Here is a 26,181-nt window from a genome sequence, read left to right as displayed (position 1 = left end):
GCTGTTCGGGATTTGCAATCGCGCGGCGAACCGTCCCGAACGTATCTGACAAGGATTTTTAATCCGAAAATCTTAAATAACAACTACATCTATCAATCCTTTTTTGCCCACATAATCACGGGCTGAACTATAAAGATATTCTTCAGGGTACTCTACAATAGTTGCCCTGACCGGATTATCGTGGATGTAATGCAACTTTTGGAACAAAAAATCATTGGTATGAATCTCTTTAGCCTCATTACCGTCTTGCCAAAACTTAAAGTGTTGGTTTTTAGGATGCCAAAAGCCGTGATAATTAAAACGATACAACATCCATTGTTTACGACTTTCCGGTTCATTGGAAATAGTTTCAACTATTTTCTTTGAAGTAAATTTCTTAAAATCGCGGAGAATATCTGAAAGATGATACCCTTCTTTTGCAGAGGCTAATAAATGTAAATGATTGGTCATTAGCACCCAAGCATAGACTTCCAGGCCTTTTTCTTTTTGACAATATAGAAGTGAGTTTACTATAATATTTTTGTAAACAGGTCGGGTGAAAACGTCTACCCAATCCACAACTGTCATCGTTAAAAAATAGACATATCCTTCACTGATTTTATTTTTTAAGCCCATGAGTTTTATCTTTTAAGACGGCCGTTATTTTGAACAGTCATCTTTTCGCTCCTGGATTTTTTTAGGATTACAAATCCTTTGCAGTTTTTGTCGGGATTGCAAATCCCGACAGGCTTTTCGGTATTTATGCTTCAAAAATATTTATTATATAAACGGTTTGCCAATTGTAGTATATCCTCTTTTCTGGAAATTTGATCCAACCAATTTTCAGGAATGGTTTCTATCCCATAATATAAGCCGGCTAAGCCTCCTGCTACAGCCCCCGTTGTATCAGTGTCGCTACCTAAATTAATTGCTTTTAAGACAGCCTCTGAAAAAGTATCTGTTGTTAAAAAAGCCCAAAAGCTAGCCTCCAGCGTGTGTAAAACATACCCTGAAGATTGAATTTGGTTTTCAGTATATTTGTAAATAGGCTTAATTTCTGAGTTGCCAACGGCTGTTTCTAAAAGCCGATGAAAATGAGTTAACTCGTTTCCTAATCTAAAATCAAATTCAGTAAAAAATTGATTTACACTTATTTGCGTTTGCCTGAGAGCTTCATATTTATCAAGCCCCTTTAATAAGTTTAATGCATATTCTAAATAGATAAAGCAAGAAATGACAGATCGAATATGAGAATGAGTAATAGATGATACATCGTTTATATGTTCAAATCTTTTTACAATAGGCATGTCTTTAATATAAAAAATCAAAGGGAGCACTCGCATCAAAGAACCATTACCATTACTGTATTCATCATTCATACCAGCTAAAACAGGGCTTTTTCCTTTTTCGAGTTGAAGAATTGCATTTGCTGTAGTTATGCCTATGTCAAAAACCTCTCCATGTGGTGTCCAATAATTATGCTCTCTCCAATTAATAAACTTAATAGCTAAAGCTTTTAATGAATACATATCACAAAGTGTTTCGGCTAAGCAAAAAGCAAGAGAACTATCATCCGACCATGTTCCCGGTGGCTGATTATGTGTCCCATAACCAATCATATCTTTAAGAGGGTTTGCTTTAAGATATTCTCTTGACCGAAATTCAACGGGTACTCCCAAGGCGTCACCAACTGCCAAGCCGAAAATTGCTCCTTGTACCTTATTCATCTTTTTTATTATTTTCAATGTATTCTACCACGATCAATTCCTCCAGCTCCCTGCAAACCTCCTTCAAAATTTCCTCTATTCGCGTCCAATCACCGCCTGCCAAGCCTGCTCCGATCTTTGGAATACCGACTTTTTTGCCTGAAAATGCGTCGTTTATTTTAGCAAAGCAGCTTTGTAAAGCATCATAATCCAGCGGAATTCCAAAGGGTCCGGGCTCGGTCCAATGGTATTGAGTGTAGGCATTTACGGCAATCAATTCTTTGCCTGAAGGTAAAATCACAGATTGATAATCAATTTGACCCAATTTGGTTTTATCACCCTCAAAAGCAACAGTTTCTAAAGGGAAGTGATCGCATCCAAAAGCTTTCGCCATCTGAGGAGCAATGCCACGTTTCATTCGACAAAAACAATTACAGCCGTGAACCACTACATCAAAAGCTCCTTGCTTTGCGAGCGCAATCAAATCTCCTTTTTGGTAAGTTATCATTTCGCAAACCCTGTTTTAACCCTTTCTCGCACCTCTTCCAATGTCCAGTCGACCAATAAATTGCCGTCTCTGAAAACCGTTTTGAGCTCACCTTTGGCTTCCTGCTCCCACGTGCATTGATCTTGCAAAACGTACTTATTTGTGGCGGGGTCGATGTGAATTGCCATTAAACCTTTGGCTGATTTTTTGGTGCCATCGTCCGTTTTAGGGTCTTTGAAAATATCGCGTCCTTCGTGGTTAACTTCGCCATAGGTGGCTTTCATAGCGAAGCCAAAGGTGTCGCGGGTTACGTATTCGTAGGTGTAAGAACCGATGCCAAGTACCACGTTATAGCTTGCGAAACCTTTCAGTTTTAAGCCTTCCAAAATGGCGATCTGACGGGTAGTGGTGATGCTGTCACCGTAGATCAGACCGATGTGTCCATCCAATAATTTGAAACCTTGAGCCGTAATTGTTCCGCCAAAGGTCTCCCACATGCATTCTATGGCACCTTTATACGCAGGACTTCCTTCGGGGGCGTCGGAATCACCGATGATAATTTTGACAGGGTCGCCGCTATCGGGGCGAATGACCACTTTGCCATCACGGGCCAATATTTGTGATTTGAGCTGCGGTAAAATGTCAGTTATTACCTGCCAAAAGTCAAATGTATCTGCCACCAGCGATACAATCCCTTTTGGGCAAACATCACTTATTAATCGTTTGACATACAACATTTCACCATATGCCTGTTTTTCGGTTTGGCTTAATAGTCTCGTTCTTTTCATGGCTCGTATTTTTTTGATTTTAATAAATTATCTTTCCACCAAAGCGGTCTTAAATTTGTATAATGAAAGCAAAATTTCTGCTGTTCCGCTATTCGCAAATCGAAAGCGCAACAGGGCTTAATATGATCTACGTGCCACCCGAATTGGCCATAGTTATCCCAGTTCATACGGCTATCGAACATAGATTCAAGATGTGTCATAAAAAATTCGATAGTACATCCAAGCAAATTCATGGATGAATCTGACTTACTCTCTCCTTTAAGTACGTGAATGATTCTCCTGCGCAGGTTTTGCTTAATCCGTACCTCAATCTTTTGGCGGTATTTTTCTTCCCAAGACTTTTTATATTCCTGAATTCGTTCTTTGTTAATTATCCGATAATGGGCATCATACTGTTTTTTTGAAAGCGTATTTTTTACGTAATAATCTCTTTTTTCAAGGTTCGCTTGGTAATATTTCTTCCTTGATTCCTTTAAAAGATTATAGTTGTTCAGCCTGTATTCCCTATTTATTTCATTTCTACAGGTTTTACAGAGGAGATCATACCCATCTCTGTTTCTCTTATTTCTTGGGAAGAAATCTAAGGATAAAATCAATTCACATTTTTTACACCGTTTCTCCATGGCGAATAAAGCGTTTTATTTCCCAGCATTGGTTCTCTTCATTCCACTCCTCTTCTACAGAATCGACTAATTCAGCATAAGAAAGAATACATAGTGATGAAACACTGTGTTCAGTGGCCGGTACAGAACCGCCAATCAATTCTTTTTCGCAGTCGGCGTTGTAATATTGCTCCAAAAAATCAATCGCGGGAATGGTATCAGTTCCTGCAAAAGATAACAGGTGTCCGGCACCGCTCATGACGGCATCTTCTACGCCTGACATACCGCGAAATGAGAAATCGTGGCCTTGCCAAGGAACAAAACTCAAGTCTTCGCCTACGGTTTCTTGGGCATAGCGTGTAAACGTTTCCAGATATTCAAAGGCTGTAGTGGCCGACGTGGCAGGTTTCCACAAAATGGCGCTCATTAGGGTTTCGAGCATGTTGGTCACCCAAAAGAACTCCGGTTTTGTATTCCATATTGTTAACACCGGTACGCGCATCGGTACGCGGCTTCCTTCGGGTAATGCCTTGATTTCGAGTGGTAAATAGCCTAAGTCGTGCAATGCTTCGATATGGTCGTAGGTAATGCTGTCTTTCCCTAAATAGTTATCGATCCGACGTTTGTATAAACGCATCACTTCTTCTTTGGGCTGCTGAAAAAAGTTCTCGTCAAATTGCCGAATCAGGTATTCTTTGATGAAATATTGCAATCCGAAAAACACGATTTCGTTCAAATCAGCATTGCGTGCTTTACGAGGTGTGAAGTTGGAATACACCAGTGTTGTGCCTTCGGGATATTGAAATTTGTGGCCTACTTTGTAGCCGTCTTTTAAGAGAATGGGGAGTGTTTTCATGACTGTTTTGTTGTAAACCATATAAGTTATACAAGAGAAATCTTATATTTACTTATATGCCTTATATGGTTCAGATTACTGTTTAAATTTTAAAGTGAAATCCTTCTGTTAATAATTGTTCGTAACGTGTTTTGTCAAAAGTGAATAACTCAGCGGGACGGCTCTTTAGCCCTGTACGGCGCGCACCGGTACTTTTCAAAATCTCCGACGCCATGATTTTCTTGTAGAAATTACGGCGGTCGAGCGATTCTCCCAGAATACGTTCGTACAGATCCTGCAACTCAGTTATGGTAAATTGCTCGTTCAATAACTCAAATCCTACAGGTTGGTACGTCACTTTAGCGGCTAACCGACGACGGGCAATGTCGATAATATGATTGTGGTCAAAACCCAAGGCAGGCAAAGCATCAATGGAACACCAACGCAGGTCGTTGGCCATGGTGCCAACCACTAATTCAAACTGATGCGGATTAACCAAGGCATAGTATGAAACTGAAAGCACCCGTCCGCGCGGGTCGCGATCAAGGCCACCAAACGTGTAAAGCTGTTCAAGATACAGACCTGTCAGACCTGCTTTTTGAGACAGAATACGCTCTGCCGCTGTTTCAAAGGTTTCTTCTAAATTCAAAAAACCGCCTAACAGCGTCCAATGATTGGCAAAAGGCGCTTCTTTCCGATTGAGCAGCAAAACCGATAGATGCTCTCCGTCATAACCAAACACTACGCAGTCAACCGTAACTGACGGACGAGGATACTGTGAAAGGTCATTGTTCATTATACTTTGCGTTTTATTGACACAAAGTAAATGAATCAAAATTCAAGTAGCAAATATTTTGCGTATTTTTTACACTAAGTTTATTTTACGGTCATTTCAGGAGTAATTCGGGGCGATATTCGAAGTGCATCGTATCATAGTGGTACCATTTGCCGCCCCAGATGAAGCCGTGTTTTTCAAAGATTTCAACGACTTTGTCGGCAATAAGGTTGCGATACGTTAGTGGAACGGCTTCGTCTTTGCAGCGACAATCCCATTGCCAATAGTGCGAAAGGTCGAGATTGATGTCAATCGCCACGCCGTAGCTGTGCATACTGAGTCGGTTGGTGCCGCTGATGACGCGCCACGAAAATGTTCCGGCGGGATTATTGACGTATTTCATTAGCTCCGGGTGTTGTTCCAGTTCATCCGATAGGGCCTGAAAATATTTGTCTACGCTGTTGATCTTTGTGACCAACAGCTTCTTTTTCAGCGTTTTCGGTAGCCAGATGATCTCTGTCAGATTCTTTCGTACTTCTTCCTGCGTATTTCCGTACATCTTTCGAAAAAAAGGTTCGTAGCGAAAACGGCCGGGATCTTGATTGATGGCGGGGGATTGATGAATGGTAGTTAGCGGATATTTTTGAATTAACTGATCTTCCAGATCGGCGTTCTGAAGAAGTTCGGCAAACATCTTTTTTTGTCCATCGTCAAAGGGCATTACCGTGGAGTCTTTCCAGATAATTTGGTTTTTTGTTACCCGAACAATGTGGTCGGGATAAGCTTTGAGATAGGCAGTTGATTGAGAAAAACCGCTAAAACCGACGCAGATCAGCAGGCTCAAAAGTCCATTCAGGTGTTTTAAGTGTTTCATTTTTAAGTTCATACCAAGGACTGAAAGAAGCATTGTTTGGATTGATCAATAGCTGAATTTCTTGGGCCGGCATATAGCTTTGAGCCAATAAATATACTTTTTGGCCCGTAGCCGGATTTTGGGCCATGTCGACCACAATCACTGCATGTCCAAACGGAATGCCTTTTTGAATAAAAACATCGCCGATCTGCATTTTCTGCATTGGCGCAGATTTTAATTCATTATGAAGTGAACGCGTGTTGGCAGAGGTAAAAATGTACTCCATGTATTTCCAAAATTTGGCATAAGTATAATCTCCCTGTGCGTAATTTTTGAAATAACGCGGCTTGCCGTCCGATACAAAATTAAAATGAATCTCATCAAATCGACGATTGGCGTACAGATATTCTGCCCGCAGGCGCATTACGGCATCGGCGCATTGATGAAGATCTCTTTTGCCGATCTTTAAATCTACCACCGAAAGGTATACATCAGGCGTGTTTTTGGAGCGTCCGTCAAAATACAGCACTTTGCTGTTCCAAGGTTTCAAGGGCAGATTTCTAAGATACGTTGAAAAAGAAGCAGGTTCATTGGTAACGCGTTCAAAACCGACAGGCGGCGCAAAACGTGTTGCAATGGTTGCGGCTGATTTATTGATTGTTATCTGCGCAACGCCGGGAAGGGAAAACAAAAGGAATAAAAAGAGGGTTTTCGGCATTAATTCAATTAGTTATAAGTAGCACGTAAAATGAACGCTACAATGGGAGAGGGGTCTTTCAAGCTGTGCGGATGATGCTTCACGCCGGGCTTATGAATTACGGTGATGTTGCCGCCCAGTGCTTTGACGCGTTGCTCAAATAAAGTGGTATTTTCTTCAATGGGTACGGCTTCATCATCATCGCCGCATACGTGCAGCATTGGAAAACCGCCTTTTACGATTTTATCTACATTATCAAGTGGGTTTCCTTTGAATTGCATGGCTTCTTCTTCCGTTTTAAGGTTGAAATCCTGCTTGAAGATTTCCCAATCTTTAGGACTGCCCGCGCTGCGCCCTTTACCACCCGGCCAACTTTTCATGTCAAGCACCGGTGCATCAGCGTAAACGCAGGATACTTTTTCAGGATTGACAATGGCCCAATTGTAAACGTATATTCCGCCGCGACTGAATCCTTCAAGCGCAACTTTGGAAGAAAGGCCTGCTTTGTGAAGGAAGGCGTAAAAGTGATTCCAAATTTCAATGGCGTGTGCATTGCCGTAGAGTTCGGCCACATCACAATAAACTACGTGAAATCCACGCGCCAGTAACGCACTGTCTGCCTGCGGCTCATGCGCCCAAAAACGCGCCCGCCACACCCACGGTGCACCTTGAGCCACTTTTCGGGGTTTGACGACCTTCGCCTGTCGCCCGATAAAACTAAAAGTAGCACACGAAAATCCGCCGAAAGTGCTGAGTTGTTTGTCTTGGGGAAGTACTTGAAAAATATCCGTGTCAGCCGTTGCCGGATTTTGAGCGAGGGAAATGGCCAACAGGCAAAGTAATAAGCACAAAAAAAGAGGTATAATTTTAAAAAAAGTCATGGAGAAAAGTGAAAAAGAGTTTTCTACGAAAGCAAGAACGAATCAAAATCTATTTCATTTTTGAGGAATCACTTATTCTTTGGTAACATTGCTTTTCGAAAACAATGAAACGCCCTTTTTACCTTCTTCCGCTGGTTGTGACAGCGCAGTTTGCCGGTACGTCGCTTTGGTTTGCGGTCAATGCCGTTATGCAAACATTGCAAACTTTTCATCTTCAGGCCACCGCTTTTATGCCCACCATGACCACGGCTGTGCAACTGGGATTTGTATTCGGAACACTTTTGTATTCTTACTTTTCCATTGCCGACCGTTTTTCGCCCGTACGGGTTTTTATGGTTTCGTCCGGGTTAGCGGCGGCCTGTAATTTGTTGGTATTGGTAAGTTATCAATCGTTGGAAGGTTTGTTTATTACACGGTTGGGCGTCGGATTTTTTCTGGCGGGTGTATATCCTGTGGGTATGAAAATTTGCAGTGATTGGTACGAGACGGGCCTTGGAAAAGCCTTGGGTTATTTGGTGGGAGCGTTGGTATTAGGAACTGCTTTTCCGTATGTGCTAAAGTCATTGTCGTTAACCTTGCCCTGGCAATACGTCATTGTAGCCACGGCTGCTTTGGCAGTTTCGGGGGGTGTTACTGTTGGATTGTTTGTAAAAGACGGGCCTTTTCGTCGCATGGCAGGGCGTTTCAATCCGTCGGTTTTACGAAATGTATTTAAAGATACTGCCTTTCGTCGCTCCGCGTTTGGGTATTTCGGGCACATGTTTGAATTGTATACCTTCTGGGCTTTCGTTCCTGTGATCATTACTGCATACAATCAACTTACCCAACAGACGCTCAACGTCCCTCTCTTTTCCTTTGTCGTTATCGCCTCAGGAGCATTGGGTTGTGTACTGACCGGCGAGCTTTCACTGCGTTGGGGAAGCCACCGTACGGCGTGGTTTGCTCTTTTGATTTCGTGCATTTGTTGTATTTTAAGCCTTTTTCTTCCTGCTTTTTCCGGTACATTTTTCCTTGTTTTCATGCTCGTTTGGGGAATTAGCGTGGTGGGAGATTCGCCGCAATTTTCGACTTTAGTTTCCCAAAGTGCTCCGGCGAATTATAGAGCCACCGCCCTTACGTTGGTCACTTCCATTGGTTTTTTTATTACCATTCCGAGCCTGTATCTTACCCAATGGCTTTTTAATCTCTATGGCTATAAGGCGTTGTTGATTTTGGCCTTAGGAGGCATTGTCGGACTCATGACTTCACGACGGATCTAATCCATCTATAAAATCAGCAGAAAAACAGAGAATTATTTGAGAGGTTTTCTTTTTTCATTCTTCTCTTTCTAAAATTAAAAGCCGTAATTTTGCGGCTTCATTTTTTATCAGTGATATAATCAATTGTTATTTAACCGCTTTTGTCGCACTAACGATTTGGTAATCAAGATAATCAATTCATACCTCTGCGATTAGCAATCACCAATGCGGAAGCACTTAATTCAATGAAAAAAATCCAATCGGCTTTACTTTCGGTCTATTACAAAGACGGTCTCGAACCTATTGTCAAACTTCTCCACCAAAACGGCGTTAAACTGTATTCTACGGGTGGTACGCAGACCTTCATCGAAAACATGGGCATTCCCGTGACAGCGGTGGAAGACCTCACGGGCTATCCTTCTATTTTTGGTGGACGTGTCAAAACCCTTCATCCTGCCGTTTTTGGAGGTATTTTGTACCGCCGCGACGATGCAGGTGACTTGGCGCAGGCGGCTCAATTCAATATCCCTGCCATTGATTTGGTGGTAGTTGATCTATATCCATTTGAAGAAACGGTGGCGTCAGGAGCAAGCGATGAAGACATTATCGAAAAAATCGACATTGGCGGAATTTCATTGATTCGGGCAGGAGCCAAAAATTTTCAGGATTCTCTGATTGTTTCGTCACGCACTCAATATGCTGATATTTTAAACATTTTAACCGAAAAACACTGCTCAACCGAACTTTCTGATCGCCGCCGTTATGCGTTGGAAGCTTTTGGAACTACGAGCCATTACGATACGGCTATCAATCAGTGGTTTATCAATCAGTCAGGTGGTACGCCGGCATTATCATCCAATATTTATGCGTTTACCGAATTGCAGCAAAATTCACTGCGTTACGGTGAAAACCCTCACCAAGCGGCTACTTTCTACGGAGACTTGGACGCGATGTTCGATAAATTGCATGGTAAAGAATTGTCTTACAACAATTTGGTAGATGTAGATGCGTGTGTGGCGCTGATTGACGAATTCGGAACAGAGCCCACATTTGCGATCATTAAACACACTAATGCGTGCGGTGTAGCCACGGCCGCTACTGCCAAGGAAGCGTATCTTACCGCCTTGGCCTGCGATCCTGTTTCTGCCTTTGGTGGAGTAATCATTACCAATGCCACTGTTGATTTGGCTACGGCAGAAGAATTGAACAAATTGTTCATGGAAATTCTGATCGCTCCTGCGTATGAGCCTGAAGCGTTGGCGTTGTTACAATCAAAGAAAAACCGCATTCTCCTTCAGCGTAAAACCGTTGGCTTACCCCTAAAAATGTTCAAAACCATTCTCAACGGAGTTCTTGAGCAAGACAAAGACATTGTGGTTGAAACAGCTTCTCAATTCAAAACAGTCACCACCAAAGCGCCCACAGAAGCAGAAGTACGGGCTTTGGAGTTTGCATTGAAAGTGTGTAAACATACCAAATCAAATACGATTGTGTTGGCAACGGAAAACCGTCTTATTGCCAGCGGAACGGGCCAAACCTCAAGGGTAGATGCGCTGCGTCAGGCCATTGATAAATCGTTGGCCTTCGGATTTGAGTTGAAAGGAGCAGTGATGGCGTCTGATGCTTTCTTCCCCTTTGCAGATTGCGTGGAAATTGCCCACTTGGCCGGTATAACGGCTGTGGTACAGCCGGGCGGCTCTATCCGTGATCAGGAATCTATCACTTATTGTGATGCCAACGACATGGCAATGGTTACCACCGGCGTGCGGCATTTTAAGCATTAGTAATAAAAAATCACATAATAGGTCCCTCTTCTGTATTCAGGAGAGGGATTTTTTTATTCAAAAATTTTCTCGTTGCCTTCGAGAAGCCGGGCATTACACTCCATTTCAAACATCAAGGCTGCATCAGCGCTACTACTGGTACGGACAGGATAGCTATCCTTACTTGCAAAACTGATAATGGCCTCAATAGCAGTGACATCTTGAAATATCTCTTTGTCTCTAAATAACAGTATGGTCGCTTTAAGTTGCTGATAGGCTTTGCGTCGATGCTCCTTTCGCGTTCTCTTTCCTGCGTCTTTCAATTCGATAAAGCAAAACGTTTGTTCGTCGAATAATGCACAATCGCAGTGCGTTTCAGCATCATCATTAAGCAAACATTTGTCTATTGCCAAAAAATGAATGGGCTTTTGGGAGGGATTTCTAACCAAAAAATGCCTTTCCTGCTCATGATTACGTCTGATAAAGCACCTTTGAGGAGGAATTGGACTGTCAAACAATTCAAAACCCGGGGCAGTTTCTACTTCTAAACACTTACCTGTTATGACGTGTGGAAAGGCATTCTCAATGGACTTTCTCATTCTTTGCATTACGGTAAATGTCCATTAAACTATCGAATTCATCTCCAATTTCATCTGAAACGTTATCCAGTTCATTTTCGGAAATTAAGCCGGTTTTAGGGTTAATGATGGAACGCACTGTGCCATCAGCAACAAAATAAGCTGCAAACTCATCCGGATTTAGCCAAGATGCTCTCGGAATCACTTTTTCTACTTCAGCTGCTTTTTCAGGATGGTTGTGTGCTACTTTGTAGGCAAAAATTAAGTTGTTAAGCGCTGCAAGTACATAAGGACTGTGAGTGGTCATCATCAACTCGTTTTCGCTTTTAGTGCAGCGATCAGCTAAATAATAGACTAAGTTTTTTTGAGTAGTAGGATATAAATTTAGTTCAGGTTCTTCAATGATAAAACTTAGAATGCCTTCTTCAAAAAAACCCTCTACTACCATTTGTAAAGGAATCAGAGCTTGAAATCCGCTTGCACTTTCAGCCAAGTTGATTGTAATATTATCATCTACAATTATTACATCTTTGCCATTTTCAAATTTATAAACGACATTTTGAAGAACAGACCTGAATTCTGTTAGTTTTTGACGTGCACCTTCAAATTTTGAACCAAATTGGGCAATAGACTCAGGTAAAGGAATTTTATTAACCGCAATACTAAAAAACGATTGAGAAATAAGGGCAAATAAAATTCTTTCAGCAGGAACATAAATGGGTCTTTGCAGAAGATTCATTAGTTCAAAAACTTTATTTGAATACAAAATGTCGCTCTTCGCTTTTATTACTTTTATTACTTCCTGTTCCGGATAATTTTCATTGGGACTTCTTCGAGTCACCTTATGCTGATATACGTGATTAAAATATTTGGCATTAAATGAGTAATAGGAAGGTTCTGTGATATAGTTTTGAATACCATAATCCAATAAATTAATGGGACTGCTTTTTTCCATAATTAGATCCATCCAATCCTTATCTCTGCACAACGCCACCAATTTTGCCAGTGTACTCTTCCCGCTTCCCTGCGGTCCAATGAGCACAGTGGTTTTCTTAATGTCCATTTCGGCTTCTCGAATAGGCCCAAAATCTTTTACAATAAGCTTGTCTGCCATCGCTTTCTACATTTTTTACAATATTACAAAGAATTTGCACATGCCTCCCCGCCGCTTCTGTGTTCAGTGCTGTGTGAATATGGATAATAGATTTCTAAAAGTCACTATGTCTGCCAATTGTGCCTTTTTTGCCTGAAAATTGCGTTTATGTCGTGGCTGTTTCTATCTTTACCTCACTTTCATAAAAATAATCGAACGCTCAGAGACGATTGGCAAGGTTTTAGCCGTTAAGGATTTGAGTACCCAGACCGCTGAAGAATCGTGGGAATTATTATAAAAAAGCTCTACCTTATTTCTACTACATCATATCTTATCATCGGGCTGACCTCAGTTCTGTGGTTAACTATGCATGTGGGCGTTGCCCAACAACCGGCCAATCGCCGGCAGCCTGCCCCGGATACCAGCCGAAATGACCGCCAAAGTCGGCGGTTGTTGTATTCACGTTGGAATGATCGCATCGGCAACCGATTTATCTACACCCCTTCCCGTTCATCGCTTTTTCTGAAAGAGCCCAAAGGTCTTTCCAACGATTTTCGGTTGGATACTACCCGCCGTATTTCGGTGTATGAGCGCATTGGCGATACAAAGTTGCCAACGCTCAACTATCGTAACCCCATGACCATGAGTTATGAAGACTTTCAGAAGCTTCAGGACAAGCGGGTGTTCAACTACCTTTGGCGCGATTATTCTTCCAAGCAGGATGGCAAAGGCGCACTTGGTGCGCGTGGATTGTTGCCCAAATTGGATTTACCTCCGGGCCTTGACCGTATTTTCGGGAGCAACCTTGTTGACTTTAAGCCCAATGGTTTTGTACTGTTGGACTTTGGCGTGTTACATCAAAACATTGATAATCCTCAAATACCGATTCGTCAGCGGAAATCCACGAACTTTCTCTTCAATGAGCAAATAAATATCAACTTCAACGGAAAGATCGGCGACAAGCTGGGAATGCTGACCAACTTTGACACAAAGTCGAGTTTCAATTTTGAGAACCAATTCAAATTAGATTATCGTCCGGGCAACCTTCCCACCAATACTTCAAATCTGCCCAACGCTTCCAATCTCCCTAATGCTTCGGGCTTGGGCCAAAGCGGTGCTTTAGGGCAAAATGGCAGTTTGGGCCAAAATCCGTTTAGCGGGGTTGGTCCGCAGCAAAACTATATTCCCGAGAACGAAAGTATTATTCAGGGCATTCAGGCGGGAAATATCAATTGGCAACTTCCGTCGCAGTTGATTCCGGGCGTTCAAAACCTGTTCGGTGCTAAGGTGGATCTACGTTTCGGACGTTTGACAACCACGGTTGTGGCTTCACAGCAACGTTCTAAACAGCAGTGTATTACGCTTAGGGGAGGTGTACAAAATCGTCCGTTTGAAATTCGTGCGGATGCGTACGACGAAAATCGACACTTCTTTTTATCTTACTTCTTTCGAAACAATTACGAACGTTGGCTGGGCAATATTCCGATGATCATGTCGGGCGTAACCATTACCCGTTTGGAAGTGTACGTAACCAACCGTACCAATAACACCGAAACCCTGCGCAACATCGTAGGTTTTTCTGATTTGGGAGAGCCTGCACCTGTCAACAGTGCGAACCCTAACCTGTCCCCAATTGTCGCCAATCAGCCTGCCAATAACAAAAGCAACGGTCTGTTTCAAAAAGTAACGGTCGATGCTGAACTTCGCGAAGCCGACAAAACAAGCTTTGCACTTGACAGCCGTTACAACTTACGCCGTGGCGATGACTACGATCTTTTGCGAGGCGCGCGCAAGCTGAACGAACGGGAATACAAATTCCAGTCTGAATTGGGTTATATTTCATTGTTGACACCGCTTCGCAACGATGAGATCTTAGCCGTAGCCTACGAATATACCCTCAACGGGCAAAAATATAAAGTTGGAGAACTTACGGAAGACTATCAGGCTCGCCGCGATGATGAAGTATTGATCCTGAAATTGCTGAAATCATCAACGATTCGTAACAATACGAGCCACCCGATGTGGAATTTAATGATGAAAAACATTTATTCATTGAATACCACGCAGGTAGGAAGACAAAATTTTCAACTTCGCGTTATTTACAAAGATGACTTGACCGGGATTGATAACCCTAACCTTCAGGAAGGCCCTATCGCTAATGTCCCTTTGCTGAGAGTCATGGGCCTTGATAAGTTGAATCCAATCAATGATCCCGTTTTGGATAATTCCGGTAAGGCCATTGGTGATGGTAACTTTGATTTTGTTGACGGAGTTACTGTTGACAGTCGTACCGGTCGCATTATTTTTCCGGTTTTGGAGCCATTTGGTTCAAATTTGGCAAAGCAATTCACCAATGACCAGGTATTAGCCAATAAGTACGTCTTCAACGAACTGTATCGCACCACTCAAATTGATGCTCAGCAGATAACGGAGAAAAATAAGTTTTTCCTGAAAGGAACATTTCAGGGTTCGTCAGGTGGAGCGGCGGTTCAATTGCCGTTTGGAGTGTCGGAAAAATCAGTCACGGTAAGGGCGGGCGGAGTTCAGCTGCAATCGGGCATTGATTACGCCGTAGAAGGCCAATCGGGTTCGGTACGTTTGATCAACGAAAGCGTAGTGAATTCAGGTCGCGACATTGAGATTTGTTATGAACAGCCTGATCTGTTTCAAAATCAGATCCGTCGTTTGTTCGGAACTCGCCTCAATTACGTTGTTAACCGCGATATGCAGATAGGACTTACGGCCATGAATATGCGTGAAACGCCGCCGGGATTCCTGACCCGCGCCGCATTGGGCAATGACCCCGTTAACAACAGCATTATCGGTGCCGATCTTACCTTCCGAAAAGAGTCGCGCTTTCTGACAAAGATGCTGGATAAGTTGCCTTTTCTGCAAACCAAAGAGATTTCCGGTATTCAGTTTCAGGGAGAAATTGCGCAGTCGTTTGCCGGACTGCACCCGCAGGTCAGAAATCGAATTATGGTGGATGATTTCGAGGCGGCCCGTACGCAGTTTGACTTGACACGTCAGCCGACGCGTTGGCGGATGGGTGGCACACCGCAGCAATTCCCGCAGGGCACACCAACCAATCCCTTGCAATATGCCTATAACCGCGCTAAAATATCGGCCTATACGATTGATATTACGTTTTCTCCCCAAGCGCAGGCGGGATTGAGTTTCCGCCCAAATATTACGGAGCAGGATTTTAATAATTTCTACGAACGGCTTTTTACGCCTCAGGATATTTTTAAAGGTCGTGGTCAGTATTTGGTCAACTTGCCTGAAAATATTTTGGATGTTGCCTATTTCCCACGGGAGCGGGGAATGTACAATTATAATACCGACCTTGATCCTGATGGAAAGCTCAGAAATCCAAAGAATAACTTCGGTGCCATTACCCGGGCCATTGGTTCAGACGTTGATTTTGACAATGCCAACGTGGAAATCATGGAATTTTGGTTGATGGATCCTTTCAAGGAAGGCCCAAATGGCGTAGTACGCGACGGATTTACCAATACAAACAATACCACAGGCGGAAAACTGTATTTTAACTTAGGGGAGATTTCGGAAGATGTTGTTAAAAACGGGCGGTATGATTTTGAGAACGGATTGCCATTAGACGATAAAAGAACTACAACCGTAGGGGATCTTACTCCAAACGTCGCTGCAACAGCTTGGGGCTATTCGACGCGCCAGCAATACATTATCAATGCATTTACCAATGAGCCAAACGCGCGCGCTAAGCAGGACGTTGGATTGGACGGATTAAGCAATGCCGAAGAACGTACCTTCTTCCAAAATTATATTCAAAACCTTCCGCCAACCTTAAAAACAGAAGCTCGGAATCAAATTGTAACGGATCCCTCAGGCGATGACTTTGAATATTATTTCAGCACAAAAGCAGATAGTGCCAATAAGAAAATCGTAGAACGCTATAAAAACTACATGGGGATGGAAAACAACACCCCCGAGTTTCAGAGCGGCAGCGAAATAACGCCTGCTGCCACAAATTTGCCTGATATTGAAGACCTTAATACGGATAATACCATCAACGACCAAGAGGCTTACTACGAATACGAAGTAGACCTCAAGCCCGGACAATTGGACGTTGGGAAACCGTATATTGTAGATAAAGTAACCGCTCCTAACAGTGCCGGAGAAACTGTAAACTGGTATTTATTCCGTATTCCCGTAAGAGAATTTACGCGTAAAGTCGGAAATATCAATGGTTTCAAATCCATTCGGTTTGTACGAATGTACATGACCGACTGGGAACAACCCGTTGTGCTGCGTTTTGCGCAATTACAAATGGTGGCAACCCAATACCGTAAATATACCGGTGACCTCAACGCGCGCGGCTTGCAGGAAGTGCCTGAGCCTTACGATGCCCAATTCAAAATAGCAACCGTGAGTGTTGAAGAAAACAGCGCGCCGGCTACAACAGGAGGACAGGGCCGTAATATTTATGCAGTGCCTCCGGGATGGCAACGGGATGTGGATTATACTACGCCCAACCAACGGCCGTTGAACGAGCAATCTATGAGTCTGTGCGTTACCAACCTGCGGGACGGCGATTCGAGAGCGGCTTTTAAGAATGTTACGAGCCAAAACCTGCTTTTTCGCGAACGTCTGAAAATGTTTGTTCACATGCAAAATGACTTGAACGAAAACGGTCAGGTATCGGCGTTTATGCGTTTGGGAACAGATGTTTCGGAACACTATTATGAAATTGAGGTTACTAATTTACAGGCTACGCCGCCTAACGTGGCAGAACCTGACCGTGTTTGGCCTCAACAGAACGAAATTGATATTGAAGTGCCTTGGCTGATAGAAGCAAAATCAGAACGCGACCTTCAGGCGAGTGGGTCAATTTCAGCACCTTATACAGTAACTAAAACCGACCCACTGGGGCGGGTGTACCGGATCACCGTCGTGGGTCGTCCTGATTTGAGCAATGTGATGATCATTATGATTGGGCTGAGAAACCCGCGTTCACCTGACCAACAACCCAAGAGTTTTTGTATTTGGGTAGATGAAATGCACGTACAAGGGTTTGATAACCAATCCGGAACGGCGGCAATTGCGCGCGCAGATATTAAATTGGCTGATTTGGGAACGTTACAGGTAGCAGGGAAATATACAACGTTTGGTTTTGGTGGTGTTCAACAAAAACTCACCGACCGCTCACGTGATGATACCCGTGAATTTAGCCTTTCGACAGCATTGGCGTTGGATAAGTTTTTGCCGGAGAAATGGGGCTTTAAAATTCCGTTGTACGTAAACTACGATATTCGTGACGTAAAACCTCATTTCAACCCTTACGATCCGGATACACCTTTGGCGATGTCGTTGGCGAACTACGCCGAAAACGACCCCCGACGAGCGCAACTCGAAAATGCCACCACAGAACGGGCCGAGCGGCGTGGATTTAACTTTTCGAACGTTCGTAAAACCAAAACCGGTCCCAACGCCAAGCGGCATTTCTGGGACTTTGAAAATTTATCGTTTACCTACGCTTTCAATGAGCAAACCCGTCGAAGCAGCACCATTGCCGATTATGCCCAACGGCAGTACCGCGGAGGTATTGTGTATCAATACGGCTTTCCGCAACGCTCATGGGAGCCTTTAAAGAATGTCAAAAGTTTCGAGCGGCCTTACCTGGAACTCCTGAAGGATTTCAATCTTTCGTTGCTTCCAACCCAGATAGCGTTGCGTTTTGATGCAGACCGAAGTTTTGTGCGCACGTTGTATCGGAGTGCCGACCTGACCGATGCCAATCAGGCGCCGTTGTTTGAAAAGTATTTTCTGTTCAATCGTGCGTATGACCTTTCCTGGAATTTGACCAAGAACGTAGTGCTGACCTATAGCGCCTTGGCCAATGCCATTATTGATGAACCGGAAGGAGATATCAACACACAGAGCAAACAGCAGGAAGTATGGCGTAATGTGAAAAATTTTGGGCGGATGAAGAACTTTGACCAAAAGATAAAGATAACATATCGCCTGCCGCTGGAAAAAATTCCCTTGCTTGACTGGATGACGGCTGATTATAATCACAACATTATGTATCAGTTTTCGCCAATAACTTCGTATTACTCTTCATCTTCTTATTCATCTTCCGGGTTATCAAATACTTCGGGGTTATCAAATACGTCGACATATGGAAGCAGCTATGGTACGGGAACCACAGGCAGTTATGGTTCAAACCAAAATCCGGCGTTTCAGGCCGGAGGGTATCGCCTTACTGACTCTGACAATTTCCTTTTAGGAAACATCATTCGTAACGGCAGAGAGCAGGGGATTCGGGGAAAGGTGGACTTGATCAAGTTATACAATAAGATTCGTTATCTGCGCTTCGCCAATAACCCATCTCCTCCGCGTAAAAACTTTGCCCGCAGTCCCGGTGACGATGAAGACATCAGCCGCGAACCCAATAAAGTGCTAAAAAACCTAACTCGGTTATTGATGACCGTGCGTGGAATTGATGTTGATTATACTCGAATAGTTACCACTACTTTACCCGGTTTTTTACCTTCCAATCCTAGTTTTTGGGGAATGGACGGTACTCAGCCGACTTCATTGACAAAATTCATATTGGGTAGCCAAAGCACGAAAGTACTTTATGATGCCGCCGGGAAAGGCGATCTGACAAAAAGTACCATGCTGAATGTACCTTTCGTCCAATCCGACAATCGGACTTTTAGGATCAATACCCGTTTGGAGCCATTTAAAGATTTCAAGATTCAAATCAGTGCGCAACTCACGCGCGGAGATGAATACCGGATGTTTTACCGCGTCGTTGATTCAACCAATCGGAACAGTTATCAAATACAGAGCCCGGTCAGGAGCGGAAACTTTCAAATGTCTTTCATGTCATTCCGAACGGCTTTTGCCAAAATCAATGACGACAACAGTTCGCCTATTTTTGACCGATTTAAAGCCTATCGGGCAGATTTTGTCACATTACTCTCGGCAAAACAACGAGCCAATCCTGAATACAAAGGAGGAGAATATAATCTTAATTCGCAGGATGTCCTGATTGCGGCTTTTTTTGCTGCTTACAACGGCCGTGATCCTAAAAAAGACCCCGCCAAAGCACGCGCCAATCCATTTCTGGGCTTTCCGTTGCCCAACTGGCGAGTGGATTATAACGGGCTTTCGCAATTGCCCGGATTCAAGAAGATCTTTAGCTCGTTTACGTTGGAACACAGTTATCAGTCTACCTACAGTGTAGGAAACTTCACCTCTTCGCTGGATTACAATGACCTGTATACCAAATACCTGACACTTGATAATCGCGACTACCAACTTTCGCTGGTGTCGGGTGAAAATGGAGGTGCAGTTCCTATTTTTGTAATGAGTACGATCTCGCTATCAGAGAAATTCTCGCCTCTGATCGCCATTCGGGCCCGAACCCAGAACAAGATCGATATGCGCTTTGCATACAACCAAGACAGAAATATATCGCTCAATCTTTCAAATTCACAGGTCGCGGAGTTGTTCAACCGTGACGTGACCATTACGTTGGGCTTTACCCGAAATAATGTACGCATTCCGTTTAGGATCAATGGAGAGTTCAAAAAGCTTAAAAACGATCTGCAATTCTCCTGCAACTTTACGATTCGAGACACGCGCGCCATTCAACGCCGTTTTGACGAGCCCCCAACGGCCATTGCGGGAAATTATAACTTCCAGTTGCGGCCACAACTTAATTATACCGTAAGCAAATTATGGAGTCTCCAATTCTATTTCGACCGGACATTCAATAATCCTTACGTACTTAATTCATTCAGAAGAGCTACTACTGCGGGAGGAATACAGGTACGGTTTAACGTAGCAGAGCTTTAACCTCACGGCAGCGGCCGCCCGCCCCTTCCCCTCTCCTTAAACAACGAGAGGGGTAATCCAATGAAATATTAAACTCTTATTGTTCTTTCAGAGCTTCAGAGAACCGGTTCCCCTCTCCTTAAACAAGGAGAGGGGGTGCCGAAGGCGGGGGTGAGGTTACGGCGCTAACTCAAATATCACTTCAATTTCAATGGCACACATGCGAGGCAGGGAGCCCATGCCTACGGCGCTGCGAGCACCTACGCCTTTTTCATCGCCCCAGATCTCGGCAAATAATTCACTGCACCCGTTCATGACAAAGGCATGTTGTTCGAATTCAGGAACGGCATTTATCATGCCTAGTATCTTAACTACTTTGTTGATTTTGTCGAGGCTGCCGAAATAAGAACGCAGCGTTGCGAGCAATAAATAGCCCGTTTTGCGCGCGGCCACTTTGGCTTCTTCGGCGGTAAGGTCTTTTCCTACTTTCCCGGCAATCACGGTGCCGTCAAGGTCTAAGGAAATATGGCCTGAAATGTAAGCTAAATTGCCGGTGACAACAACCGGCGTATAAACACCTCCTTTGGCCGGAGGAGCAGGAAGGGTAATGCCCAAATTAGCAAGATTTTGTTCGGGAGTCATGGGTTTTAGTGTTATGGAAAAATAGGGATTGTGGAAAATGGATAACGGAGATTCATACTAACCAAGGGTAAGTTTGGTGCCGGCGGTTTTTTTGGTTACTGCCTGACGTAGTTGGTCGGCGTGGCAAATCGTTACTTCGGCTACGCCATTGCGTAGGGCGGCAAAGGCATTGTCCAGTTTTGGAATCATTCCTTTGTAAATGGCACCCGCTGTTTTGCAGGTGGCGTACAGCTCGGGAGTTAACACAGGAATAACGGTATCGTCATTTTCGGCATCTAATAAGACACCGTTTTTCTCAAAACAATACACCAGATTAACGTCGTAAAACTCCGATAATCCTACGGCTACGGCCGAAGCCATGGTATCGGCATTGGTATTGAGCATTACGCCCAAGGAAGGATCAAACGTTAAAGGTGCAATGATTGGAAGTAATTTGCTTTTTAAAAATGAAGTTAATTGTTTACCGTTTACGGCATCAATATCACCCACAAAACCGTAATCAATGACAGGCTCTACATTGTCATTAACGGGACGTCTATGTGCCCGAATAAGGCCGGCATCGGCGCCCGTAAGCCCAATCGCGTTAGTGCCTAATGATTGGAGCGTAGCCACCATGTTTTTGTTTACCAATCCTCCGTATACCATTGTCACGACATCAAGCATGGCATGATCGGTAATGCGACGCCCTTCGACCATTTCGGTGGGAATACCCAGTTTTTCGGCCACTTGGGTAGCGATCTTACCGCCTCCATGAAGCAAAATCCTGTTGCCTTTTAAGGCCGCGAAAGAAGTCAGAAATGAACGAAGCGCGTCAGGATTGTCGATTATATTTCCGCCAATCTTGACAACGTAGAGCTTTGGTTTCATAAGAATCTGTACATTTTATGTTATTTTCGCTTCAAAGTTACACTCATGCTCCACAAAACACGCGGTATTGTCCTCAATTATATTCGCTACCGCGAAACTTCCATTATTGTTAAGATTTACACGGAAGATTTTGGTATTCAAAGCTACATTGTCAATGGCGTTCGCAGTGCTAAATCCAAGACCAATCGCATTGCGCTTTTTCAACCGCTTACTTTATTGGATCTGGTAGTGTACCACAAAAATAAAGAGCAGACCATTCACCGTCTTTCGGAAGTAAAATGCAGCTTGCCGTTTCGAAGTTTGCCTTTTGACTTTATTAAATCAAGCATTGCGTTGTTTGTAACGGAGATGCTGGTCAAGACACTGCGCGAAGAAGAAGCCAATCCGCCGCTGTTTCATTTTCTGATGGAAGGTATTATCTATCTGGAAGAGGCCGAAGAACATTTCGAGAATTTTCATTTACAATTCCTGGCCAAATTTGCCTTTTACCTGGGATTCGGCGCTGAAACTGTTCGTGAAATGGAGCAGCAACTCAAAGAAAGCCTTTATCCGCATACCTTAGATGCTCACGCTCGCGAAATCATGCAAAATTTCATTTTGATGCCGTTTGAATATCCTGCTTTTTTAGACCGACAACGGCGCAACCAACTGTTGGATACACTTCTTTTTTACTTCAAAATTCACTTGGAAGGATTGGGTGAGATAAAATCATTGGAAGTGCTGCGGGAGTTGATGAGATAAATTCCGCGATGATTATTAACCATACAAGGCATTTAAGGAAATATAAGATTTAAATATCAATGACCGTAAAAATGACGCTGGTGGAATAACTGCTTGCGGGAATCAATACCGATAGCCCTCGTATTTCATATTGAATCGGGACGTTGAAACGATTGGAAAAACCGGTGAAAATTTCCTGATTGGTGGCTGTTAATTGTATAAAACTTGTGGCGCCGTTGGGTGAAATCGTACCTAAAACGGGCGTTAGGATACCGGTTCCGTCCCCCGTCTTTCGTACCCATACCGTTAAATTTGAATTCCAGGTGGCATCCTGCTTTTTGACAAACACTTTCCAATTCGTCAGCAAAGCCAAACCGACCGAGATCGTAAGCGTTGTTTGATTGGCGGCGCTTGTGATATTGGAAGAATAATTACTGCCCGCTTCGGTGATCGTTGTTACTGATGCATTCCAAGTTGTACCCGTAGCTGAGATCGTTTGTCCGAATGCTGACCGAGTAATGAAGAAAATTAGCAGCAAAAAAAATAGACGGGATGATTTTTTCATTGCGTAGGTCAGTTATCCATTAAGGTATACGTAATGGTCAGCGTGGCAGAAGCATTGTAGCGCAGTTGGCTGTAGTTATTGATTTCCAAGCCATACGTCAAATTATAGCCGTTGTTGCTTCCATTGCCCGTGTAAGCACCACCGATACCGGTGACGATGTTTTGTGCTGCCGCACTTAAATAAATACTTGTAACCGGCGAGCCGAGTGAACCTGCTCCGGTGCCCGTATAACTTGAAAGGCTGAGTTTCAGGCGCAATCCGTTGGGAATAGTACCGGAAGTTACCTGAGCTGTGATTTTTCGACTTCCTCCCACCGCAACAGCAGATGTAAAATTGAGCCATTTTGTAGAATTATCAGAAGGAACCGTTACCGGAAATCCCGCTTCGATCGGTGTTTGCAGCGCCAGAGCAATGGCAGCCGTGCTTGGCTCAATATCCAGCAACGTTACCGTAGGTAAACTTACATTGACCGCTACAGAACTTTGTGCGTTACAAACCAAACCGGCGAACAGCAGAACGATAATAGTCAAGTAGTTCATTCTTTTGCCCCCAGATAGAAATTGTTCTCTGTAAAATGAATTTTTCGCTCTACTGCTTTTATCGTAAACGTTAATTCATGCGAGGATTTTTCTTTGACTTCAATTGTGCTGTTGCTGTTATCAATGACGTAGGTTTTTGGGTTGCCGGGTATCCAAAGCATCACGTTCCAACTCCCGGGTTTTACCTCTTTAAATGAAAATATTCCATCAGAATTGACCTTTGTTGTATAACTTTCACGCTCGTTGTACAGCTTAACAAGAATATCGGGCAGGGCATTATTCACTTGCTCGTTTCGGATTTGAGCGGCTTTTTCAAGGAGAACTTTACCAACAATCCTGCCTGATTTAGCAAAAGGTATCTTTACAATATAATTGCTGTTGGCTCTTACATCGACTTCGATAGGAATGGAACGAACGGGAATATCGCCTTCCTGCATCGACGAACGAACTAAAGTGATGTAATATTTATTGGGAACCAAGCTGTTAAACATGAAAAAACCGTTCTTGTCACTGACAAATTTCTGATCGCCGATCTGAAGCAAAACTCCCGCTTTCCGAACGTTGGATGCGCCCGTAATTTGTCCTTTGATGCTTCCAAGGTTACGACTTTTGGCAATGGGCAAATTGATGTTCAGGCTATATTTTACCCCAAAATACAGCGTGTTTTGTTCGGTAAGAATAGGGTAATACGCCTGACTGCCCACTAAACTCAATTGATGGTGATTAAATCTTAGATTGGCTTGTACATCAAAGAACATCCGTTTTTCGGTCAATTCATCAATGGTATAATTGTTTCGGTACATCACCGATAAATCAAAATATTTTTTCAACTGAACCCGCAATGTACCGCCGTAAAATACAAAATCCTGTAGTTCATTTTGGGGAGAATACCGATTGGTTCGCAGGTATTCAATGTTTGGCCCAAGCGTCAAACCTCGCACAATCGTCACCTGCATTTGCATCAGATTACGAATCGAAAGGCGTCGGGAGGAGGCATCCGGTGAGACCAAAAGATTTTGGCTGTAGCCATAATTGCCGTCGAGCCAAAGATTAAAGCGATTGGTGTTCAAAAAATAGGCGTAGCGCAGAAAATCTTCTTTAAAATCAAATCGCTTCGTATTGGCGCGGTCTTCGCGGTGCAATTGATTATAACTCAAAACAATGCGATTTTTGTTGTTGGGCCGAAGCGTAAGTTCCGCCACGTTACTCATGAAATAGGGCGATTGGCTATAGATCGTTGAGTCCAGACCGGGATTTACGCGGCTGTAATTCATTACTCCGCCAAGCGTTATTTTGGGCGTAATGGCATAATACAAAGAGGTATTAAACAACCGACTATTGGTATAAAAACCGTAGAACCGGTTGCCGGCAAAAACAATATTATTATAAAATCGTATGCGTTTTCTGAAAAAATTCAAGCTGCTGAACGCCCCGAAACCAAGCTTGGAAGAAGTATGGCTCGCGGCCAATTCAGCATCCCACCACAAATATTCATTGCGAACCTGCAGCGATGTACTCAACAGCTCAGTTTGTAGCGGGCGATTGTTATATATGTGATTTTTATGGAGCAAATTAACCCCTAAAGTGGTTGTTGGTAAGGGTTTAAAGGTGTAACTCCCGCCGATATTTTGCTTGGTATCCCGATAAAATCGCGGCTCCTGATAAAAAACGCTCATTCCCGAACGACCAAATTGGTGGTCTATTTTTACACCCCGCCCGAAGCGATTTAATTCTATAAGGTGAGAGAACATCAAATTATAGTCGCCCAAAGCGATGGATGAAATACGGTCATTTTCGCGTTTGTAGGCATAATTAAAGGAATATTGCTCGTAAGCGCCAATGGCCGCGTAACCGAACTGATTGGCATTTCGAGCAATAAAATCAATGGAATGCTTTCGCTCAAAATCAAGGTTGCCGGCTCCTTTCAACTCATACTGAAATCCTTGACGCACAGAGGCCGCACTCCGAAATGTATGGTAGATGATGCCGCCTTCAACGGGGAAACGAAGATAAGGGTCGCTTTTTTTGTTTTTGGTGGCGTAGGCAGGAATCGTCAGTAAGTGATGCACCGGTTGACTTGTGTCGCCAAAACTTACCTTTAAATCGGTATTGACCAACCACATATTCTCTTCAGAGGTGGCAATGAGTTGGGTTACCTCAACTTTTATCGACTCGTTTTTTTCTAATACAATTGCGCTTTTCGGACCGGCTATTTTTCCTCTCGAACTGTGTAATTCTATGTTCTCTTTTCCATTTCCTGCATTTTGTACCAAATATTCCACCTTCAATGTTTCTCCTTCCCTCAAATACTCCGGATAGTCCAAGGGCGTTATTTCTACTTTTCGTACTTTTTCTACCTGCAATTTGACATCTTTACTTGCTTTTGAAAGCCCTTTTTCCCATGCTTTTAAAGCAATTACGTATTCTCCGGCCGACGCCATTCGCGGTACCGCTATCGTATATACGTATTTTTGATTGCCGGCATTTTTATTGATATCCGGTTGGTTTTTTGCCAGTACCTGCCAATGTTCAGGCAGCGCCATCGAGGTTGAAAAGGTCGGATCTACTACATAATTGCTTTTTATCTCGATGAATAACGTAAAATACTCACCGGGCTTTATGTGCTGAGGCGCGTTCAAAATCTCAATGGAAATCTCATCCGAAGCAAATCCCAAGCGAGGCAGGAGAAAGAACAATATGGCGAGAAAGTAATTTTTCACGGTAGCGGTTTTCTCCTGCAAAAGCT

Annotated in this window: 21 protein-coding genes; 4 read left to right on the top strand and 17 right to left on the bottom strand. The window is 43.5% G+C overall.

From position 1 onward, the window contains the following. Window positions 1-72: 72 nt before the first annotated feature. The 10 genes from ACQY73_RS18115 to ACQY73_RS18070 form a co-directional block, all read right to left on the bottom strand. On the bottom strand, window positions 73-615 hold the full coding sequence (locus ACQY73_RS18115; protein ID WP_428653419.1) for an REP-associated tyrosine transposase: 543 nt from the start codon (window positions 613-615) through the stop codon (window positions 73-75). A gap of 131 nt (window positions 616-746) precedes the next feature. Further along, window positions 747-1,706 carry an ADP-ribosylglycohydrolase family protein gene (locus ACQY73_RS18110; protein ID WP_428653417.1) on the bottom strand — a complete coding sequence of 320 codons (960 nt, stop codon included), beginning with the start codon at window positions 1,704-1,706 and terminating at the stop codon, window positions 747-749. Continuing rightward, window positions 1,699-2,193: a phosphatase gene (locus ACQY73_RS18105; protein ID WP_428653415.1), complete on the bottom strand. Its 495-nt coding sequence runs from the start codon at window positions 2,191-2,193 to the stop codon at window positions 1,699-1,701. Before ACQY73_RS18105 ends, ACQY73_RS18110 begins: the two co-directional genes overlap by 8 nt. Next, window positions 2,190-2,960 (bottom strand): hypothetical protein, encoded by a 771-nt coding sequence (locus ACQY73_RS18100; RefSeq protein ID WP_428653412.1) that lies wholly within the window; start codon window positions 2,958-2,960, stop codon window positions 2,190-2,192. Before ACQY73_RS18100 ends, ACQY73_RS18105 begins: the two co-directional genes overlap by 4 nt. Further along, the gene (locus ACQY73_RS18095) at window positions 2,957-3,583 is read right to left on the bottom strand and encodes a hypothetical protein (RefSeq protein ID WP_428653410.1); all 627 of its coding nucleotides are present in this window, start codon (window positions 3,581-3,583) and stop codon (window positions 2,957-2,959) included. Before ACQY73_RS18095 ends, ACQY73_RS18100 begins: the two co-directional genes overlap by 4 nt. After that, complete coding sequence (locus ACQY73_RS18090; protein ID WP_428653408.1) at window positions 3,567-4,418, bottom strand: nicotinamide phosphoribosyltransferase domain-containing protein; 852 nt, start codon at window positions 4,416-4,418, stop codon at window positions 3,567-3,569. The genes ACQY73_RS18095 and ACQY73_RS18090 overlap by 17 nt, the downstream gene beginning before the upstream one ends. Window positions 4,419-4,500: 82 nt before the next feature. After that, the gene (locus tag ACQY73_RS18085) at window positions 4,501-5,193 is read right to left on the bottom strand and encodes an NUDIX hydrolase (RefSeq protein WP_428653406.1); all 693 of its coding nucleotides are present in this window, start codon (window positions 5,191-5,193) and stop codon (window positions 4,501-4,503) included. Window positions 5,194-5,284: 91 nt separating this feature from the next. Next, entirely contained in the window at window positions 5,285-6,046 is a 762-nt protein-coding gene (locus ACQY73_RS18080) for a M15 family metallopeptidase (RefSeq protein WP_428653404.1), read from the bottom strand. Beyond that, window positions 5,988-6,743, bottom strand: a complete 756-nt coding sequence (locus ACQY73_RS18075) for a DUF4846 domain-containing protein (RefSeq protein ID WP_428653401.1) — start codon at window positions 6,741-6,743, stop codon at window positions 5,988-5,990. Before ACQY73_RS18075 ends, ACQY73_RS18080 begins: the two co-directional genes overlap by 59 nt. A gap of 8 nt (window positions 6,744-6,751) precedes the next feature. Continuing rightward, window positions 6,752-7,573, bottom strand: coding sequence for an alpha/beta hydrolase family protein (locus ACQY73_RS18070; RefSeq protein ID WP_428653398.1), 822 nt, complete (start codon window positions 7,571-7,573; stop codon window positions 6,752-6,754). A 134-nt stretch (window positions 7,574-7,707) separates the two neighbouring features. Between ACQY73_RS18070 and ACQY73_RS18065 the strand changes: the two genes are divergently transcribed. Further along, window positions 7,708-8,862: an MFS transporter gene (locus ACQY73_RS18065; protein WP_428653396.1), complete on the top strand. Its 1,155-nt coding sequence runs from the start codon at window positions 7,708-7,710 to the stop codon at window positions 8,860-8,862. A 224-nt stretch (window positions 8,863-9,086) separates the two neighbouring features. Further along, window positions 9,087-10,625, top strand: coding sequence for a bifunctional phosphoribosylaminoimidazolecarboxamide formyltransferase/IMP cyclohydrolase (gene purH / locus ACQY73_RS18060; protein ID WP_428653394.1), 1,539 nt, complete (start codon window positions 9,087-9,089; stop codon window positions 10,623-10,625). Window positions 10,626-10,678: 53 nt separating this feature from the next. Here purH and ACQY73_RS18055 read toward each other — a convergent pair whose 3' ends face one another. Both ACQY73_RS18055 and ACQY73_RS18050 read right to left on the bottom strand, forming a co-directional pair. Continuing rightward, complete coding sequence (locus tag ACQY73_RS18055) at window positions 10,679-11,203, bottom strand: hypothetical protein (protein ID WP_428653392.1); 525 nt, start codon at window positions 11,201-11,203, stop codon at window positions 10,679-10,681. Then, entirely contained in the window at window positions 11,187-12,296 is a 1,110-nt protein-coding gene (locus ACQY73_RS18050) for an AAA family ATPase (protein ID WP_428653390.1), read from the bottom strand. Before ACQY73_RS18050 ends, ACQY73_RS18055 begins: the two co-directional genes overlap by 17 nt. Window positions 12,297-12,557: 261 nt before the next feature. Between ACQY73_RS18050 and sprA the strand changes: the two genes are divergently transcribed. Continuing rightward, window positions 12,558-20,123, top strand: a complete 7,566-nt coding sequence (gene sprA, locus ACQY73_RS18045; protein ID WP_428653388.1) for a cell surface protein SprA — start codon at window positions 12,558-12,560, stop codon at window positions 20,121-20,123. Between the two features lie 156 nt (window positions 20,124-20,279). Here the strand turns inward: sprA and ACQY73_RS18040 are convergent, their stop codons facing one another. Beyond that, window positions 20,280-20,744, bottom strand: a complete 465-nt coding sequence (locus ACQY73_RS18040; protein ID WP_428653386.1) for a RidA family protein — start codon at window positions 20,742-20,744, stop codon at window positions 20,280-20,282. Between the two features lie 57 nt (window positions 20,745-20,801). Then, the gene (argB, locus tag ACQY73_RS18035; protein WP_428653384.1) at window positions 20,802-21,611 is read right to left on the bottom strand and encodes an acetylglutamate kinase; all 810 of its coding nucleotides are present in this window, start codon (window positions 21,609-21,611) and stop codon (window positions 20,802-20,804) included. A gap of 45 nt (window positions 21,612-21,656) precedes the next feature. On the opposite strand from argB, the gene recO reads away from it, so the two are divergent. Next, window positions 21,657-22,352: a DNA repair protein RecO gene (gene recO, locus ACQY73_RS18030; RefSeq protein WP_428653382.1), complete on the top strand. Its 696-nt coding sequence runs from the start codon at window positions 21,657-21,659 to the stop codon at window positions 22,350-22,352. 49 nt (window positions 22,353-22,401) lie between these two features. On the opposite strand, the gene ACQY73_RS18025 is transcribed toward recO, so the two are convergent. The 3 genes from ACQY73_RS18025 to ACQY73_RS18015 are packed head-to-tail and all read right to left on the bottom strand — an operon-like array spanning window position 22,402 to window position 26,155. Next, on the bottom strand, window positions 22,402-22,896 hold the full coding sequence (locus ACQY73_RS18025; RefSeq protein WP_428653380.1) for a hypothetical protein: 495 nt from the start codon (window positions 22,894-22,896) through the stop codon (window positions 22,402-22,404). Between the two features lie 8 nt (window positions 22,897-22,904). After that, window positions 22,905-23,435 carry a hypothetical protein gene (locus ACQY73_RS18020; RefSeq protein WP_428653377.1) on the bottom strand — a complete coding sequence of 177 codons (531 nt, stop codon included), beginning with the start codon at window positions 23,433-23,435 and terminating at the stop codon, window positions 22,905-22,907. After that, a complete protein-coding gene (locus ACQY73_RS18015) occupies window positions 23,432-26,155 on the bottom strand; it encodes a hypothetical protein (RefSeq protein ID WP_428653375.1) in 2,724 nt (907 codons plus the stop codon). The genes ACQY73_RS18020 and ACQY73_RS18015 overlap by 4 nt, the downstream gene beginning before the upstream one ends. Window positions 26,156-26,181 lie beyond the last annotated feature (26 nt).

The organism is Runella sp. (assembly GCF_965279615.1).
GTDB lineage: Bacteria > Bacteroidota > Bacteroidia > Cytophagales > Spirosomataceae > Runella.
Note: the sequence above shows the minus strand (reverse complement) of the source record. Positions and strands in the feature narration are given on the sequence as shown.